The following is a 16949-nucleotide window of genomic DNA, read 5'->3' as shown; positions in this document are numbered from 1 at the left end:
GCAGCAGTCCGATCGGTCAGTACCTCGATACTCCGGTCGCGGATGTATTGAGCAATCTGGGATTGCCTCAGCTGCCACAACTTTCGTCGATCAGCCTGCCGGATCTGTCGGGGATACAGATGCCCACGCTGCCGACGATCGACGTGACGAGTCTGATCCAGCCGGTCGTCAGTTTGCTGCAGTCGTTCGGGACGGGGAGCCTGAGCAACAGCAGTTTCAATCCGGCGACCATTCTGACCTCGCTGATCAGTGCGCTGACTTCCGCTGTGTCGCAAAGCAAGTCGGCGACGAACACGGTCATGAACACCTGGACCGGCGATGCCGCCCATGCCGCGGAGGATAAGAGTAAGACGGTCGAGGCCAACAGCGTCGAGGTGGCCGCGCAGGGGGCTCAGCAGCACGGGATTCTGCTGAGCGCCGAGGCCATCGTCGCCGAGGGTTATGCCGAAATCAGCGCTGTCATCGCGAAATTCGTCGCGGAGGTGACCGCGGGCATCGCGATGCTGGCGACTCCCGCCGGCATCCCGTGGTTGATCGCGACCGCGACCGACGCGATCACTGAAGGCACGGCCATCGCGGCCAAGACCAGCGCCGAGCTGGCGGGCAGCACCGCCGAGATCACCGCGGCCGGAACGAAGATCATGATCGCGGGCGCGCCGATCGCATCCAATATCGCGGATCTGGTGAACATGGTGGGCACCGCGCTGCAGCCCATGGCCAGCGCCGCGCCGACGGTCGCGGAAAAGCTGGTCGAGAAGGGTGCTTCGGCTGTTTCCACCGGCGTCAGCGACATCAGTTCGGCTCTGAGCAACAGCAATACCAACACGAACACAAACACCAATACGAACACCAAGACCAACACGCCCACGAACACCACCACCAAGACCGACGACGCCGCGAAGACCGACAGCCCGGACACCACCAAGACCGACGGTGGCGGCGGCAGTCCGCTCAGCACCCTGTTCGGCGGCGCGCCCACCACCACGACACCGACGAACACGCCGAGCACCAGCCGGATTCCGACGGGTGAGGTCACCTCCGGCGGCGGAGTTCCCAAGACCACCACCGAGGCGACCGGCCGCACCACCGGCACCACCTCGCCGGGGATGGCCTCGGGCGCTGGTGCCGCGGGTCGGGCCGGCGCCGCCGATGAAGAGTCCACCTCGGACCGCTCGGGCCTGGTCACCGGCGCGCACGGCGACGAGGTGGTCGGTGTCATCGAGGGTGTGGTCCTGCCGGTGGTCGGCGCCATCGAAGCCATCGAAGAGCCGCCGGACAAGGCGCTCACACTCTGAGATCACTGTGATGTAGGGACCGAATTGCCAGGGGTAACAGGAGGATTGGCATGAGCACCAACGCATTCGACGGTCTGCGCTTCGACGCCTCGACCGCGCGCGACGCCGCAGCCCAGCTGGACGCGCTCGCCGACCGTATCGCCAACGGACTGGGCGTCGAGCAGGTCAAGCTCGACTTCGCGCCCGCCGGGGCGGACGAGGTGTCACAGCGCGCCGCGCAGACGCTCAACGCGGTGGCCGCGTCCTTCGTGGCCTCCGGCGGGGACGGTGTCACCGAACTGCGCAATCTCGCTTCGACGCTGCGTAGTCAGTTCGACACCTTCGGGCAGGTCGAGGAGCAGTCCGTCCTCGGCTTCGCCGGCTGAGCGGAGAGACCTTCCCCGATGCTGGAACCGACGAAACCCGGCTTCACCGAGACGGTTTGGGAATCCCGGCCGCCCGAACAGCTGGCGCGCGACCTGGTGACGGGTGCCGGTGCGGTACCCGCCGCCGAGGCCGGTCTCGCCTGGACGCGATTGAGCGCGGGTTTCGCGGCTGCAGCCGTCGAATACGAGCGGATTCTCGTAATCCTCGACAGCGCTTGGGAATCCAAGAACAGCGGGCCGTTCATCGAACGCATCAAGGCGTTGCGGGACTGGCTCGGTGCGTCCGCGGCGGCCGCCGCCGGTAACGCCACACAGGCGGAATCACACGCTGCCGCATATGAACTCGCGAAACTGACCATGCCCGACGTAGACGAGGTCGAGAAGCTCAAAGACCTCCAGCAACTGATGCAGCAGCTCGGTATGGCCGCCGGCCTGCCGCTGCTGGGCGGACTGGCGATGACCGAGACCGACGCCGAGAAGGCGAAAGCCGAAGCAGCCCGAGTGATGCGGACGTACGAGGCCGCCACCGAATCGCTGGCCAAACCCTGGGAGCACCAGGCGCCGCCACAGGTGACCGCAGGGCTGACGCCTACAGAGCAACCGGCCGAACCTGTGGAGACCCCGGAAACGCCGTCGATCGCGCCGACCTCGCTGCCGACCCTGTCCCTCGACTCGCTCAACCTGCCGCCGATGCCGCTGACCCAGGTGCGCGCGACAACGGTCGAGGCCAAGGAGACGACGACGCAACGCGTTGTGACACAGCCGGTTACGGTTCAACAGGCCGGCACATCGATGGCGCCCACCGCCATGGGCAGTACGGGCCAGGACAACGACGAAGAGCACATCCCGCGCGCCGGACTCGTGGGTGCGCCCACCGGCGACGCCGAGCTGGGCCTCACCTCCGGTATGCAGGTCGCGCCCGCCGTGCTCGGCGGAATAGAACCGTCCGCGCAGCGCGCCCCGGTCGACATCGCGTTCAACGCGAGTAGTACTGGATCTGAAAGTGCCTCCGGCGCAAAAGAGTCCGCTCAAGAGGCGGCGTCATGACAACCCTCACCAACGACGGTGTGATCGCACTCGCTGGACACCTAGGTGTGCAGACCCTACCCCTGGTGCTATCGATCGGCCCGCAGCAGGATTCGTACCAGGAATGGGAACAGGCGCAGGAGCTAGCCCGCGCCGACCTACGCGCCCGCCGCATAGTCGACGCCCACGGTGATGTCGACACCGACACCGCCACAGCACTTTTCGTACTGGCTCAGCCCGACCGTGAACTGGCCATGCGTGTCCACACCGCCGATGGCCCCATCCGAGTCTGCGTCACCCGCCGCGCCGAAGACCATGCCGTCGCCATCCGCCGCGGTGACACCCTCGACATCCACCCCCTGTGGTCCGACGGCTCCGGCGCCTCCCTCGCCCGCCCCCTCCTCGACGCACTCGGCCCCTGCCCGCCCGCCGACCTGGCCGCCTTCAGCGCCGAATCGGCAGACCTGGCCGAACGCCTCGACACCGCAACAACTTCCGCGGACTACGCGAGCACCGTCTACAACCTCGGCGTCCCCGACACCGACGCCACCACCTACGGCCTCGCCCTGTCCGCCACCCACGCCTACGCCGAAATCGTGGCCTACGCCTACGCCGACGGCCTCACAGACCGATCGCCCGGAGCCGTCGCTGTCTACGACACCGCACGGGGCCGCATCGTGGCCGCACCGGGGGTCGCCCCGGACCAGCAACTCTGGTCCACGCTGACACCGGGCAGTGATCACCGTATCGCGCAGTCGATCTCGACCTTGATCGACTCGCTGCCTGGGGGGAGGTGGCTGTCGTGAGTCACCTGTGACCCACACACAGCTAGTCACCCCGAACCGGTGATGCGCAACGCATCGCCTATCCATTCCCAAGAAAAGGCAAGGTACAGACGATGGTTGCAAATGATGCGGAAATGGCCAAGGCGGCCCAGAGCCACATGGCGGACGTAGTCGCCTCGATCAAGGACATCCTGAAGAAGATCACCGACCGGGTGGACTCGTCCAAGGGCAGCTTCGCGGGTGACGCGGCCAACGCGTTCAATGCCGCCGCGGTGGCTTGGGATGACGAGTCCCAGAAGCTGAACGCGGCCATGGATGAATTCCAGGACAAGGTCGGCCAGGGTACGGACGTGTTCTCGCACACGGACATCGCCAACAAGGACGAGTTCGCGAAGGCCCTCACGAACCTCGGCTAGCCGACGCTGGCTATTTCAACTTTCGGATACTTGGAAAGGAACCCACCATGCTTTACGACAAGGCTGGAATGACCACCCTCGTGGCGGATCTTCGGCAGTTTCACAAGGACCTGGTCGCTGTTGCCGGTGACGGCACGTCGGCCATCGATACCTCCAGCGACCTCGGCCAGGCCTGCGAGCGACTGAAGCAGGCGTGGTCGAACCCGGCCAGCGGCGCGGAGAACGGCGCGCTGGAGGCGGTTGTTGCCGCGAAGTCTCACTGGGACAACGCCTACGCCGACAAGTGCCTGTCGACGCTCGATGCTGTTGCCACTGCGGTCGAGAATGCGCTGAACAACGCCCTCGCGGCGGACAGCAAGGTCGGCCAGTCCTTCGCCTAGCGAGGACGTCGGTGCCGCTCACGACAGCGCACGCCTCCGATCAGGAGGTGTGCGCTGTCGTCGGCTGACACCCAGTAATCTACGTGCCCGTAGTTCCCGGTTCGACGAAGGATTTGGTCAGTGCCAGCCCAATTGAGCACCCGTGCCCAGGTCAATGGGTACCGCTTCCTGCTGCGCCGACTCGATCACGCGCTGGTGCGCCGCGATGTGCGGATGCTGCACGACCCGATGCGGTCACAGTTCCGATCGTTAATGGTCGGAGCGGTTCTCGCGTTGCTGGTGGTCGCGGGCGCGGCGATCATGGCGTTCATTCGTCCCCAGGGCTCCATCGGAGATGCGAACATCGTGATGGGCAAGGACAGCGGCGCACTCTATGTCGTAGTGCGGGACAAAGACGACAAGAACAAGATCACCCTGTATCCGACCTTGAATCTCGCGTCGGCACGGTTGATTTCGGGAACAGGTGAAACCCCGAAGTCGGTCAAGGACAGCAAGCTCAACACGGCACCGCGTGGGCCGATCCTCGGAATTCCGGGTGTGCCCGCAGCTTTGCCGGGCACGGAACAGGGCGAGAGGTCCCAGTGGACGTTGTGTGACAGGGTGCCACTGTCGGCCTCAGGTGGGGCAGCCTCCTCCTCCGGTGCGGAGACCACCGTCATCTCCGGAAGCCTGGAGCTCAGTGATCGGATCAAGGCCGCCGATTCGAGCACGGCTGTCTGGGCGAGCAAGGGTGGCAAGGACTATCTGGTCTACGACGGTAAGGTCGCAGAATTCGATCGGAACAAGGATTCGATCGCGCAAGCACTCGGCTTGAGTGGCAAGCGGCCTCGGCCTGCGACGACCGATCTGATCGGTGCGGCCGTCAAGGTTCCTCCGCTGGTCCCGCCCACCATTCCTCGCACCGGCGAGAACGGTATGGGCAAGCTGAGCACTGTGCCGGTCGGCGGCATCATCAAGGTCGCGGCTCTGGATGGTTCTGACCGATCCGACCTCTATGTTGTGCTCGCGGACGGTGTGCAGCGGATCTCCACGTTTACCGCGCAGGTCATCGGCTCCGACAACTCACAGGGCATGAACGGCTTCAAGTCCGTGACACCCGATGTGATCAGCGGAATCCCGGTCGTGCATTCGCTGCCGGTCGACGACTTCCCCAACTCCACGCCGAAGATCGTTACCGCGGAGGACAACCCGGTAGCCTGCGTCACCTGGACGAAGAAGAGCGGCCTCGGCAAGGAACAGGCGGATGCTACCGAAGGACCTTCGGACCGAGCGACTGTCCAATTGCTGCTCGGCACCCGACTTCCGCTCCCCGATTCGCAGAAGCCGGTCGAGCTGGCCACCAAGGACGGAACTAACGGCGATCGTGTCGATGCCGTGTACGTGCCGCCGACCACCGGTGAGTTCGTTCGTACCACGGGCATCGAACCGGGCAGCCAGCGGCGCGAGAATCTGTTCTACATCGCTGACAATGGAATCCGCTACGGCATCCCGGATCTGGCGACCGCGCAGATCCTCGGACTCGGCAGCACGCCGCATTTGGCCCCGTGGGAGATCATCGGCCAGCTGATCCCCGGTCCCACCCTGGCCAAGCAGGATGCGCTGAAGAGTTGGGACACGCTGCCGACCCAGTAGCCACGGTTCGGCAGCAGCTGCCGGCACCGAACTACCTGACGTTCTTGCGCAGGATCGGTAGCAGCTTGTCGAGGAGGACTTGTTCGGAGTTGTCCGACCATTGACGAATCGCGGCAACTGCGGACGGGTCGTCGAGGACGATGACGGAAGCCTTGCTACCCGTGACGGCCGACGGCAGGTTCACCAACCCGCCGCCGCCGGCATCGGTATCGCTGCGGACGGCGACGAGATAGCCGGAATTGATGGGCTGCATCGCGTCGAACTGCGTACTCGACCCCGATGTGATCGGCCGGGGGTTCGGCTCATCGCCGCTGCGAAGAAAGTTGGGGTTGTAATTGAAGCCCAAATCCTCGAGGAACTTCGATTGAGGCCCGGGCTTCAACTGGACATCCATGGTCGCGGAGTGTCCGCTCACGCCTGAAATATCCAGCACAACAATGGTTTTCCCGGTGAAGGCTGGATTCTGTGCGCGAGCATCGGCTATCGGGCTCCCGGGCGCTGATGCGGTGGAATCGTGCTGCGTCGCCCAGACGCCCACCCCCGCGGCCACTGCGATAACGGTAGCGGCGGCGACTCCGCCTATGAGCCAGGGCCGTTTACGGGCCATGGATCTCGGCGCGACCCCGGATACTGACGGCGGAGGCTCACTGGCCACGGTGGACCGATTGTGAGGCACTGTCGTCATGGACAGGCCGGAAACTCCGTACTCGAGAGCGGATTTCAGGGCAGTCGTGAATTCGTGGCAGGTATCGAATCGTTCGGTGGGGTCCTTTGCCATCGCGACCGCGATCACTTCGTCCACAGCTGCGGGAAGACTGGGATCGACCGCGCTGATCCGCGGCGGCGGCTCGTTGAGGTGACCCATCATGACCACGGCCGGTTGCGTTCCCGGGTAGGGATTCTGGCCTGTCAACAGTCGGAAGTACGAACAGGCCAGGCTGTAGATGTCGGCACGATGATCGAGTCGCTGCCCGCTGAGCTGCTCGGGTGAGGCATAGGCGATCGTGGCCACGAAGGCACCGGCCTGGGTGAGTTCGTTGGTGTCCTCGGTGGACTTGGCGACGCCGAAGTCGGTGAGCAGCACCCTTTCTTCACCGTTGTCGCCCATCGACAACAGGAAATTGGCGGGCTTCACGTCCCGGTGCAGCAGGCCTCGGCGATGTGCGTGATCGAGGCCACGCCCCACCTCGGTAGCAATATGCAACGCGCGCCAAGGCGTGATCGACTGCGGATTCCTTTCGGCAGCGGCCGCCGCGTCGATGCCGTCGACATACTGCATCGCGATCCAAAGCTGACCGTTGTCCTCGCCGCGGTTGTAGATCGAGACGATATTGGGGTGATCCAGGGCCGCGGCGAGATTCGCTTCGCGTTCGAACCGTGCCCGGTACTCCGGATCCGCGCTGAACTGCGGACTGAGGACCTTCAGCGCGTCCCAGCGCGGCAGTTCCGGATGCTTGGCCAGATACACCGTGCCCATGCCTCCCGCGCCGAGGACGCGCTCGATGCGGTAGCCGCGGATGATGGTGCCCGGTCCGATGTTCATCCCAATTCCTCACATGTACTGAGCATTTGCCAGCAGGGCGTACTGTGCTGCGGCCCGCTGCTGCACGTCGACCAATTGGGGTCCGGCCACGCGGGCGACGTAGCGGTCGTAGTGCAGGGTGCAGACGTAGGCGGTGCTGGTTCCCGCGACGCTGGAGGCCCACCATGAAGCGCCGGATTCGTCTCCGGGTTTCGCGGTGCAGGAGACGTCGGGCACCTTGGCGGGTGCTTCGGCGTTTGCACCTGCCGCGCTGTTGATTCCGGACCACAGCTTGGCAGCGGACTCGGCATCATGAGCGCGGAATAGCAAGCCACCGCTGCTCGCGGTCGATATGCGGTCGACGCCGTTGTCGTCGAGCAGTTGTTTCCAGGCCACCTGGTCGTCGGCGTAGTGGAGATAGCCTCGCGGGGTGTGGGTCGCTTCGTCGATAGGGTGGGGGTTGAGCCATCCCTTGGGATGCAGCGTCCGACGTTGCATGGCGTCAGGGTCGTAGTCGAGTCGGAATATCTCATGTGGCGACAATGCGGGTGCCCGTTCGAGCAGTGACAGCTGCCCCGCGAAGACCTGCTCGGCGAGTCCACGAAGCGCATCGAGATCAGGCTTGGGCTGTGCCACATAGACATTCATGACGTACTGCCCGTACGCCATCGTGGCAGCCATCGACGGGACACCCGGTCGCCAATGGGCCTTCGCGTTGGGCTGTTTGGCGAGCGTGACGCGAACGTTCTGATCTGCCGCGACCGCGAAGTCGGCGGCCTCCATTTGATCGGCGGCGGCCTGTGCACGTTGCTGGTCCGGGAACTGCAGCACAGTGACATTGAAGGCGGTTGCTTCCGGATCACTCGCGGCACCGTTGAATGGATTGAAGTTGCCCGAATGGTCGCGCAGGCGTGATGCGGACAGCTCGCGGGTACTCGCGGCTGCCGAGAAGCCGAAAATGAAGCCGTTGCTTTCCAATACGGGCTGCACCGCACCGGCCAGCACCGAATTGAGCGTCGCATTGGTCGAGTCCAATGACAGCGCCAGAACGTTGTGGCTGAACTTCGCGTCGACGTCGGCGCCGATGACGACATTGTCAGCCAGCCGTGCCAGGGCGATCTTCTTCCCGCTGGCACCACTGTGCTGGTAAGACATGCGGACATCGAGTGGGTCGGTCGGATAGTTGCCGACAGCGAGTTGTCGTACATCGACCTCGCCTGCGGTCGGGCTCCCGGATGTCTGGCTCCCGCATCCCGAGAGTGATGCCACGCCTAGAAGGACGACGATCGTTCCGACGACTGCTCTACCAGCGAAACGGTGAGCGACAAGCCTCTTCACAAGCCCCCCTATTTGTTGTTCGCCAGGATGGCGTACTGCGCGGAAATCCGTTGGTACACATCCTGTTGTTGCTGAGACCACACCGTTGCGACATACCGCCCGTATGTCACATAGCAAGTGAATGGCGCCGCGTTGTCGTCGGGGCCGTGATACTTCACGCAGCGTGCAGCAGGAAGTCCGGTCGGCGGCTCTATCCGATGCTTGAACCGCGAAGTGGATGTGGTGTCGAGAAAGGTCTCGGCCGAGGCCGCGTCCCTGGTGCGAACCAGGATTCCCGCACCGTAACCAGCGCCATCCATCCCCGTTTTCTCGAATAGTGCCTTGTATACGGCTGTATCGCCCACAATGTGGAGCGTGCCGTGCTGGTCGAGCGTCCCGGTAAACGCATCAGCCGTCTGATCGCCCGCCGGTCGTGGCAGGCTCAGTCTGAGCATGCCGTCGGGGTCGGGTGGAAGCTCGGCGAGTTTGTCCGGCGGTGTCGGCTGGAAGCTCTTCAACCGGTCAGTGGTGACGTCGATGGCCTTGTCGGCAACCGCAAGTGGTGCGGGTTCGGGCGCGACGTGGAGATCGTTCTGGACGACGGCGTTCTCGATCTCATTGATCATCGTGAAGACGACGAACTTCCCGGTGGGATACCAAGAGGCCAGCCGCTGTTCGGCAGGAGCCCAGATCATTTGGGCGGTTGGATGTTGGCTCGATTGCACAGGATCAGCCGTAGTGTTCGGCAACTCCAGCGTCATGCCGCTCCGTGCGAGGGCAGTCGCCGCGGCTGCGGCTGCACTGTCACTGTCGAAGATCATGACGGCATTTGTCAGCGTATATCCGACGAAGACATCTTCCGAAGGACGTCCGCTGGTAGCGAAGCCGGCAACGAATCCCGGTGTGTCATCGCCGAAATGATCGATGTTGAGATAGCCGCCGAACGAGTTCGGCCCGGTGAATACGTTTGCACCGGACCCGTTGTGTGTAAGGGCCGGATCAATCTCAGAGGCGAGAGGAAGAAGGTTGCCGAGCCGTACAGCCTCGAGGATGCGGGCTCGCTTGGCGGGATCCGAGGTGGTCGGGTCCTGCGGTTTCGTCGGGTAACTGCCAGTGTCGAGCTTGGCCAGATCGGCCGTCTTCTCTTCGGCCGCATGTGATTCCGACCCGCATCCGGCGCTCACCAACACTGAAACCGCGAGCAGCGCCGTCGCTGCCGCGCGCACCCCGATGCGGGCCGACCGTAGTCGGCCATAGCCATGACGCATGTCGAGCATTCCCCCCGCCGAAACCGAATAGCCAGTGTCACCTTGCTTCTGGTGTGCAGAGTGTACTGGGAGGTATGGATGTGCGGCGCACCCTGTAAATCGGCTGGGTGGCATCTCACAGGTACTGACTGTTCGCGAGCAGGGCGTACTGTGCTGCCGCCTTCTGCTGGGCGTCGATCAGCTGGTTGCTCGCGACGCGGGCGACGTAGCGGTCGTAGCGCACGGTGCAGATGTACTTGTCATCGACGTTCCAGGCGTTGTAGTCCTTGTCGGTGTTCTTGGCGGCGGCGTCGTGGTTGTCGGCGCAGGCGACGTCGGGGACCTTGGCGGGGGCCTCGGCGGGGGTGGGGGTGAGGGCGGTGATGGCGGTCCAAAGGGCGGCGGCGGACTTGGGGTCGTGGGCGCGGAAGAGGAGGCTGCCCTTGTCGGCCTCCGCGACCCGGTCGACGCCGTTGTTGTCCAGCAAGGGTTTCCAGGTTGTCTGGTCGTCGACGTAGTGCAGGTAGCCGCGGGCGGTGTGGGTGATCTCGGTGTCCGGGTTGGGGTTGATCAAGGAGCTGGGGTGCAGGGTGCGGCGGAGCATGTCGTCGGGGTCGTAATCGAGGCGGTAGATCTCCTTGGCCGACAGTGCGGGCGCGCGGTCGAGCATGGGCAGTTGGGCGGCGAGGATCTTGCCGGCGAGGCCGCGCAGGCCGTCGAGGTCGGCGGTGGGTTGTTGGACGAAAAGGTCGACCACGTACGGGCCGTCGGTCAAGACGGCCGCCAGCGATGGGACGCCGGGCCGCCAATGGGCGATGGCGGCGGGGTTCCCGGTGAGGGTGACGTGGACGTTCTGGTCGGGGGCCACGTTGAAGTCGGCGGCCTCCATGTCCCGTCCGGCCGTTTGGGCGCTCTGCTGGTCGGGGAACTGGATCACGGTCAGGTTGAACGAACTGGCGGTGGGATCGACGTCCGCGCCGCCGAAGGGCTGGAAGTTCCCGGAGAGGCTGAAACCGCCGGACTTGCCCAGCGGTTTGGTGCTGGAGGCGGTGGAGTAGCCGTAGACCATGTTGCCGGCGTCCAGCACCGTTCGAACCGGGTCGGCCAGTATGGCATAGGTGCTGGATGCCGAGGTGAGCGACTTGGACAGCAGATTGTGGCTGAACGACGGGTCGACGTCCGCTCCGATGACCATGTTGTCGGCGAGGCGCGCGATGGCCATCGCATATCCCTCGCCGCTGCTGTGGCGGTAGGTCATCCGAACGTCGAGCGGGTCGGTCGGGTAGTTGCCGACCGGGAGTTCCCGGACGTCGACCTCCGCGGCGGCCGCGGTACCGGACACCTCGCTGGCGCATCCGGCCAGGGCGGGCGCGGTCACGGCGGCCACGACGACGAAGGACACCGCACCGAGAACTGTTCTGCCGCAACCACGGCGAGCACCGAGACGCTTCACGATTCCCCCTACTTCCCGTTGGCGAGCATGGCGTACTGCGCGGAGATGCGCTGGAAGACGTCCTGCTGCTGCTGAGACCACACCGTCGCCACAAAACGTCCATAGACGACCGAGCAGGTGAACGGGAACGCATGAACATCGGGGCCGTGGTACTTCACGCAGAACGCGCTCGGCAGCCCGGGCGGCGAATCGATCCGGTGGAGGAACTTGTCAACGTTGGACTTCACAAAGTCCTTCGCCGCGTTCGCGTCCCGGGTCCGGTACAGAGCTCCTGCGCCGTAGGCGACCGCGTCCACCCCGGCCTTGTCGTACAACGAGCGGGCAAGCACCACATCGGATTCGGTGTGCAGGGCTCCGTGCCTGTCGAGTACGCCGTCGAATGCGTGCGCCGTCTGGTCCCCGGCCGGGCGCGGCAGGGTGAGGCGCAGCAGGCCCTGCGGATCGACCGGCAACGAGTCGACCTGGTCCGGCGCGGTGGGCTGGAACGATTTCAGCTTGTCGGCGGTGACGTCGATCGCCCTGTCGGACTTTGCGATCAGATCGGGGAGATCCGAGATCTTCGCGTAGAAGTTCTCGGCGTTGTTGACCAGCGTGAGGATGAGGTACTTCCCGGTCGGGTAGAACGTCGCGAGGTACTGGTCGTCGGGCAGCCACGAGAGGTGCGCGGCGGGGTGCACGGACGACTGCGCGGGCTCACCCGTCCCGAAGCCGACGTCCAGGAAACCGTTGGCCCCCTCGTCCGCCGCGGCCGCGGTGGCGTCGCCGTCGTTGTCGAAGACCATGACGACATCGGTGAGCCGGTACCCGAGGGATTCGTCCTCGTCCGTGCGTGCGGCCGTCGCGAAACCCGCCACGAATCCGGCCGGATCATTGGTGAAGGCCGCCTCATTGAGCCAACCGAACGCCGAATGGCCGCCCTTCATCTCGGGACGAAGCACTTCGGAGATATGGGCGAAGGGGTGTACACCACCATCGTCGTGGGTCAGCGCGGGATCGATTTCCATCGGCAGCGGCATGGTGTTCCCGAGCCGCAGCGCCTCCGTGATGCGCCCGCTCGCGTCGGTGGCGGTGACCGGCGTCGGCGCGGTCACGTAGCTGCCGGTGTCGAGTGCGCTCAGATCTACCGAGTTCGCTTCGGCCGCACGGGAATCGGACCCGCAGCCGGTACTCGTCAAAGCTGTGATCAGTAAGAACGCTGCTGCCGCCGCGCGCGGCCGGACGCGGACCGACCGAGGTCGGTTGAAACCGTGACGCATGTAGAACTTCCCCCGAAACGAATGACCAGCCATACCTGAGCTGCTCGCCTGCAAAGCATACTGTCAGGTTCGAGCAGCGGCACACCTTGGGAATCCACTGGGGGACTTGGTGTCTCAGCGCCGGGCCGTGGCCCCGCTGAGGTAATGCTGTTCCGCCGGGGTGGTGACCATTTGGGCGGTGGTCATGGTGGCGGGGGTGTGCACCGAGATGGTGTGTGGGGCGTCCGGGTGCTGGACGATCGTCACGTCGGCGTCGGGTTGGTAGTCGGCGGAAATGGATTCGTGGATCGTGACCACCGTGGCCGAGCCCGGGGGAGCGCTGGCCGGGACACCGTCGAAGACGATGACCGTGGCGGCCGGGCTGGGGAGGCGGCCGGTGACGGCCGTGCCCCGGGAGCTGTGCGTGACCGAGGAGGCCAGGGAGAGGGCGTGGGGGGCGGCGACATTGGTCACCATGCCCTGCCAGGCGCCGGGGCGGGCGGTGTGGACCACCGCGCCGGCGCCGAGGGCGATGGCGCGGAGGATGACCTGTTGGGCCAGTTGGAGGCTGGCGATGATGTCGATGCGGCGGGAGCCGTCGCCGATGAGGGGGACCGCGATGCCGCTGCCGGTGTTGTCGGCGCCGATGAGCTGGCCGCAGCCGGCGGTCGGCATGGCGATGTCGGTGAGGACGTCGACGGGGCCGCGGTAGCCGCTGGGGCGAATCTCCTGGGTGCCGTAGGCGAGGATGTCCATGAGCGCCCACATTTGGCGGCGGGGTAGTTCCTTCAGGCCCGCGACGGGCGGTTCGCCGTGCTCGTAAGGGGTGTCGTAGCGGACTCGGGCGTCCACCTCGATGATGCTCGCGGGCTGGCCGGGCTTCGCGCCCGGCTCGGGGACCGGTTGCAGGCGGACGGTCACCGTGGTGGCGAGGCTGCGGACCGCCCAGATCTTGGCCAGGCCATCGGAATTGAACAGCTGCGGATCGATCTGGTAGCTCGTCAGGTGAACCCCGTGGTGCTCCAGGTTGTCCGGGTGCTCGGTGAATTCGCCGACGGGAATACCGCGGGTGAGCTCGCGAATCGCGGTCGTCATCTCCGACGTCGTCAGTACAGACGCCGTAATGCCGTGCCCGGCAAGGCGATTCGCGACCCGCCGAGTGGCGACCAGGGCGGAGCGCAGGGCGCCCTCCGGACCGCCGCCGCGATTGTCGACGGCCTTGGCGTTGTCGAGCGGATTCAGGCGCAGCACCAGCCACATGGTGCGGTGTGCGATGGCGGGCAGCGGGCCCAGGATCTCGTCGTAGAGGCGGCCCAGCGGTGCGATGCTGGCCGCGTAACCGGAGATCACCGCCTCGGTGCTGGCGGTGCGGGTGCCGGTGCTGATGACATCGACCGAATGCAGCTCGACATCGTATTGCCGCAGGCAGGCCGCGATCTCGTTGAGCGGCAACAGCTGATCGGTACTCAGTGAACCGCGCCGTAGCAACGTCAGCGTGTCCGGCGGCGGATCGATGCGCAGCATGGTGGTCAACAGCGTGCCGTCCCAGCGCAATCCGCAGCTGCCGCCATCGGGCAGCGGGACGTCGACCAGGGCGTTCTCGTCGAGACTCGCGCGCCGCGCCTGCTTCCAGCGATACGCGACCCATCGTCCCAGCCGCAGCCCGATCGGTGTCCCGGCCACCGGCACCAGCCCGATGAGGGCGGGCACCAGCCCGGCCACCAGCGCCGCCCACCAGGGTGCGTGCAGTGCCACCACGACCAGCGAGACCGCGACTCCGATCAAGGCCACCGGAATCACCAGCCGCAGCGGCAGATTCCGCAGCAACCAGAGATCATCCGACCGCAGCTCGGCCGCAAGGGCATTCGCCTCGGGCCGGTTCGCTGAGGGCTGTGAGTGCTGCCCCTGAGGCTCCACGGGCTCCGGTGCGGACTGCGCCGCCGGGGGACGCGCTTGCGGCGGCGCCGGTCGCGGCGGCGCGGCTACGGGCGAGCCGCCGTGCGAGAACGCGTCGAACCCGCCATGGCCGAAATCGCCTTCCCCGCTGCGTGAATGGCCGCTCGCCGCACCGGTCGGCGCGAAGTTGCCGGGTCCGCCGGGCCCGAAGCCCGGCTCGCCCTGTCCGTATTCGCGCGGTCCGACTTGGCCGTAGCCGCCCGGACCACCCTGCGGGTAACCGCTCGGCGGCGGGCCGTGCCGCCCGTCTCCGGGGTAGCCCCCGTCCCCGACTGGGTTCCCACCATTTCCGCCCGGCTGATAGCCGCCCGCTCCCCGCGGAAAGTCGTTCACAGTTCAGTTGCCCCTCAGTCGGCGGCCGACGACAGGTTGAGTGACGCGAGCAGGGTGCTCAGCGCGGCCTTCATGTCGGGGCCCTCGATCCGCATGAGCACCGATTCGTCGATGGCGCTCAGATCGATGGATTCGTCATTGGCCAGGCGGAATTCGCGTTCCTCCTCGGCGGCCTCGATCAGGTTGCGGATGAAACGGCCGTTGCCGGCCACGTCGACACCGCGGCGCGGTTGCCCGCTCTGGTCGGTGCTCTCCATGTTGTAGAGCCGCCCACAAGTCTCGACCAAGGCGTGCAGCGCGTCCTGGGACAGATCCGAATCCCGCTTCGACGCCACCACTTCACCGATCCGGCCCAGCTCTTCGGCTGTGTAGGACGGGAATTGCAGCCGCTTGGCGAAGCGGGAGGCCAGACCGTCGTTGGAGGCCAGGAAGCGGTCGATCTCGCCGTCGTATCCGGCGATGATCACCACCAGACGGTCGCGGTCGTTCTCCATCCGGGCCAGCAGCGTGTCGACGGCCTCGCGGCCGAACGCGTCACCACCCGAAAGACCCTGCTGGATCAGGGTGTACGCCTCGTCGATGAACAGCACGCCGTCCATGGCGGTGTCGATCAGGGCGTCGGTCTTGATGGCGGTGGAGCCCAGGTGCTGGCCGACGAAGTCGGAGCGCTTGGTCTCGACGACCTTGTCGGTCTTGAGAATGCCCAGGCCGCAATAGATCTTGGCGACCACGCGCGCGATGGTGGTCTTACCGGTCCCGGGCGGGCCGGTGAACGCGAGATGCTGACCGCGCGCCGAGCTCGAAAGTCCCTTCTCCGCACGGATCTTCGCGAGTTGCGCACTCGACTGCAGCTTGGCCACCTGCGTCTTCACCGCGGCCAGGCCGATCTGCTTGTCCAGCTCGGCGCGCGCCTGCGCCAGGATCTCCTTGGCCCGGTCCTCGTGCTCGGCGGCCTGCTTCTCCTCCAGCGAGGGCGCCGAGGCCGGATCCCACCTGTCGGTGCGAGCCTCGATCACCTCCTTGGTGGTGAGGGTGATCCGGTAGGTGCGGTCGCGCATGGCCGCGGTGTTGGCGTCGAAATCCGGTGCCTGCGAATACACCTTCTCGAACAGCGCCTGCGCCTCGTCGGCGGCGCCGTTCTCGCGCAGGCACAGACCGCGGCAGAACATGGCGGCGGTTCGGGCCGCCGGAATCGGGCCCGCCTCAGCGGCTTCCATCCGGCGAATCGCCTCACCGAACAGACCCAGCTGCGCACAGGCGGTGCCGACCATCACATGCGCGCCGGCCGCCAGATACGGGTCTTCCCAGCCCTCGGAACCGGCCAGCACGGTCATCACATCCGGCCAGCGCTGGGTGTTGTAGTGCAGGATGCCGCGCACGTACTTGGCGATGCGGCCGTCGATTTCGAAATCCGGCTCGGAAGCCCGTGCCCGCCGGTGCTTTTCGAGTTCGTCGAGCACCTGCTCGGCCTCGTCGTACTGCTTCTCGGCGATCAGGTGCGCGGCCCACGCCAGGTGGATCTCGGTGAAACCGGCCAGCGGGTAATCGATGTAGAGGCCCGGCAGGAAACGTCCGGCAAGCTGTCGCGGCGCCAGCCCCAACCGGCGCTGTTCCCGCCCCAGCGAGACGGTGCTGCACTTGTACAGGTTGCTCAGAACATCCTTGGTGACCTCACCGGCGGCGGCCCGGCCCAGCCAGGCGTCGGCCATGGTGGGGTCCCATTCGGTCGCGCGCTGGAAGGCGAGTTTGGCGTAGTCGAGGTCCCGGTTCGACTCCTGGCCCTCGATGCTCAACCCCAGTGACAGCACTCCCGCATCGAAGGCGCGTTGGGCCTGGCGAGTGTCGATCATCCTAGTCGAACCCCGAATTCGTCGAACCTGGTTGGTCTTTCGTTCACAATCCCCACCCACACCATGCGAATCGCACGGCTGCGGACAGTCGGATACATTATGGTTAACCGCCCTGGGCGGGCAACTGTTGAGAGCTA

15 protein-coding genes are annotated in these 16949 nt (G+C 65.7%); 7 read left to right on the top strand and 8 right to left on the bottom strand.

What is annotated here, in order from left to right; genetic code table 11:
- Positions 1–67 precede the first annotated feature (67 nt).
- Positions 68–301 (bottom strand): hypothetical protein, encoded by a 234-nt coding sequence (locus tag ACFXIV_RS31560; protein ID WP_379394592.1) that lies wholly within the window; start codon positions 299–301, stop codon positions 68–70.
- Here ACFXIV_RS31560 and ACFXIV_RS31555 point away from each other — a divergent pair.
- The 7 genes from ACFXIV_RS31555 (at position 300) to eccB (ending at position 5899) form a co-directional block, all read left to right on the top strand.
- Positions 300–1295: a hypothetical protein gene (locus ACFXIV_RS31555; protein WP_379394594.1), complete on the top strand. Its 996-nt coding sequence runs from the start codon at positions 300–302 to the stop codon at positions 1293–1295. The genes ACFXIV_RS31560 and ACFXIV_RS31555 overlap by 2 nt on opposite strands.
- Before the next feature lie 50 nt (positions 1296–1345).
- Positions 1346–1660: a PE family protein gene (locus ACFXIV_RS31550; protein ID WP_379381670.1), complete on the top strand. Its 315-nt coding sequence runs from the start codon at positions 1346–1348 to the stop codon at positions 1658–1660.
- 18 nt (positions 1661–1678) lie between these two features.
- Positions 1679–2707 (top strand): PPE domain-containing protein, encoded by a 1029-nt coding sequence (locus tag ACFXIV_RS31545; RefSeq protein WP_379394596.1) that lies wholly within the window; start codon positions 1679–1681, stop codon positions 2705–2707.
- Positions 2704–3492, top strand: a complete 789-nt coding sequence (locus ACFXIV_RS31540; RefSeq protein WP_379394598.1) for an ESX secretion-associated protein EspG — start codon at positions 2704–2706, stop codon at positions 3490–3492. The genes ACFXIV_RS31545 and ACFXIV_RS31540 overlap by 4 nt, the downstream gene beginning before the upstream one ends.
- Before the next feature lie 92 nt (positions 3493–3584).
- Positions 3585–3887 carry a WXG100 family type VII secretion target gene (locus tag ACFXIV_RS31535; protein ID WP_379394600.1) on the top strand — a complete coding sequence of 101 codons (303 nt, stop codon included), beginning with the start codon at positions 3585–3587 and terminating at the stop codon, positions 3885–3887.
- A gap of 47 nt (positions 3888–3934) precedes the next feature.
- On the top strand, positions 3935–4267 hold the full coding sequence (locus ACFXIV_RS31530; RefSeq protein WP_379381678.1) for a hypothetical protein: 333 nt from the start codon (positions 3935–3937) through the stop codon (positions 4265–4267).
- A gap of 120 nt (positions 4268–4387) precedes the next feature.
- A complete protein-coding gene (gene eccB / locus ACFXIV_RS31525; protein WP_379394602.1) occupies positions 4388–5899 on the top strand; it encodes a type VII secretion protein EccB in 1512 nt (503 codons plus the stop codon).
- Between the two features lie 31 nt (positions 5900–5930).
- Here the strand turns inward: eccB and ACFXIV_RS31520 are convergent, their stop codons facing one another.
- The 7 genes from ACFXIV_RS31520 to eccA form a co-directional block, all read right to left on the bottom strand.
- On the bottom strand, positions 5931–7442 hold the full coding sequence (locus ACFXIV_RS31520) for a serine/threonine-protein kinase (protein ID WP_379394604.1): 1512 nt from the start codon (positions 7440–7442) through the stop codon (positions 5931–5933).
- Positions 7443–7451: 9 nt separating this feature from the next.
- Positions 7452–8576 (bottom strand): hypothetical protein, encoded by a 1125-nt coding sequence (locus tag ACFXIV_RS31515; RefSeq protein ID WP_379421365.1) that lies wholly within the window; start codon positions 8574–8576, stop codon positions 7452–7454.
- 191 nt (positions 8577–8767) lie between these two features.
- Positions 8768–10015, bottom strand: a complete 1248-nt coding sequence (locus ACFXIV_RS31510; RefSeq protein ID WP_379394608.1) for a hypothetical protein — start codon at positions 10013–10015, stop codon at positions 8768–8770.
- Positions 10016–10121: 106 nt separating this feature from the next.
- Positions 10122–11387, bottom strand: coding sequence for a hypothetical protein (locus tag ACFXIV_RS31505; RefSeq protein ID WP_379394610.1), 1266 nt, complete (start codon positions 11385–11387; stop codon positions 10122–10124).
- 59 nt (positions 11388–11446) lie between these two features.
- Positions 11447–12613, bottom strand: a complete 1167-nt coding sequence (locus ACFXIV_RS31500; protein WP_379394611.1) for a hypothetical protein — start codon at positions 12611–12613, stop codon at positions 11447–11449.
- 195 nt (positions 12614–12808) lie between these two features.
- On the bottom strand, positions 12809–14962 hold the full coding sequence (gene eccE, locus ACFXIV_RS31495; RefSeq protein WP_379394612.1) for a type VII secretion protein EccE: 2154 nt from the start codon (positions 14960–14962) through the stop codon (positions 12809–12811).
- A gap of 14 nt (positions 14963–14976) precedes the next feature.
- The gene (gene eccA, locus ACFXIV_RS31490) at positions 14977–16812 is read right to left on the bottom strand and encodes a type VII secretion AAA-ATPase EccA (RefSeq protein ID WP_379394613.1); all 1836 of its coding nucleotides are present in this window, start codon (positions 16810–16812) and stop codon (positions 14977–14979) included.
- Positions 16813–16949 lie beyond the last annotated feature (137 nt).

The sequence above is a fragment of the Nocardia sp. NPDC059236 genome, assembly GCF_042754085.1.
Taxonomy (GTDB): domain Bacteria; phylum Actinomycetota; class Actinomycetes; order Mycobacteriales; family Mycobacteriaceae; genus Nocardia.
The sequence above is the reverse complement of the archived record's forward strand: the minus strand, read 5'-3'. Positions and strand labels throughout refer to the sequence as shown.

Bases quoted from the DNA above. Each gene is read 5' to 3' on its own strand.
- ACFXIV_RS31555 (WP_379394594.1), top strand. From the start codon at position 300: ATGAACACCTGGACCGGCGATGCCGCCCATGCCGCGGAGGATAAGAGT.
- ACFXIV_RS31560 (WP_379394592.1), bottom strand. From the start codon at position 301: ATGACCGTGTTCGTCGCCGACTTGCTTTGCGACACAGCGGAAGTCAGC.
- ACFXIV_RS31550 (WP_379381670.1), top strand. From the start codon at position 1,346: ATGAGCACCAACGCATTCGACGGTCTGCGCTTCGACGCCTCGACCGCG.
- ACFXIV_RS31545 (WP_379394596.1), top strand. From the start codon at position 1,679: ATGCTGGAACCGACGAAACCCGGCTTCACCGAGACGGTTTGGGAATCC.
- ACFXIV_RS31540 (WP_379394598.1), top strand. From the start codon at position 2,704: ATGACAACCCTCACCAACGACGGTGTGATCGCACTCGCTGGACACCTA.
- ACFXIV_RS31535 (WP_379394600.1), top strand. From the start codon at position 3,585: ATGGTTGCAAATGATGCGGAAATGGCCAAGGCGGCCCAGAGCCACATG.
- ACFXIV_RS31530 (WP_379381678.1), top strand. From the start codon at position 3,935: ATGCTTTACGACAAGGCTGGAATGACCACCCTCGTGGCGGATCTTCGG.
- ACFXIV_RS31520 (WP_379394604.1), bottom strand. From the start codon at position 7,442: ATGAACATCGGACCGGGCACCATCATCCGCGGCTACCGCATCGAGCGC.
- ACFXIV_RS31515 (WP_379421365.1), bottom strand. From the start codon at position 8,576: ATGTCTTACCAGCACAGTGGTGCCAGCGGGAAGAAGATCGCCCTGGCA.
- ACFXIV_RS31510 (WP_379394608.1), bottom strand. From the start codon at position 10,015: ATGCTCGACATGCGTCATGGCTATGGCCGACTACGGTCGGCCCGCATC.
- eccA (WP_379394613.1), bottom strand. From the start codon at position 16,812: ATGATCGACACTCGCCAGGCCCAACGCGCCTTCGATGCGGGAGTGCTG.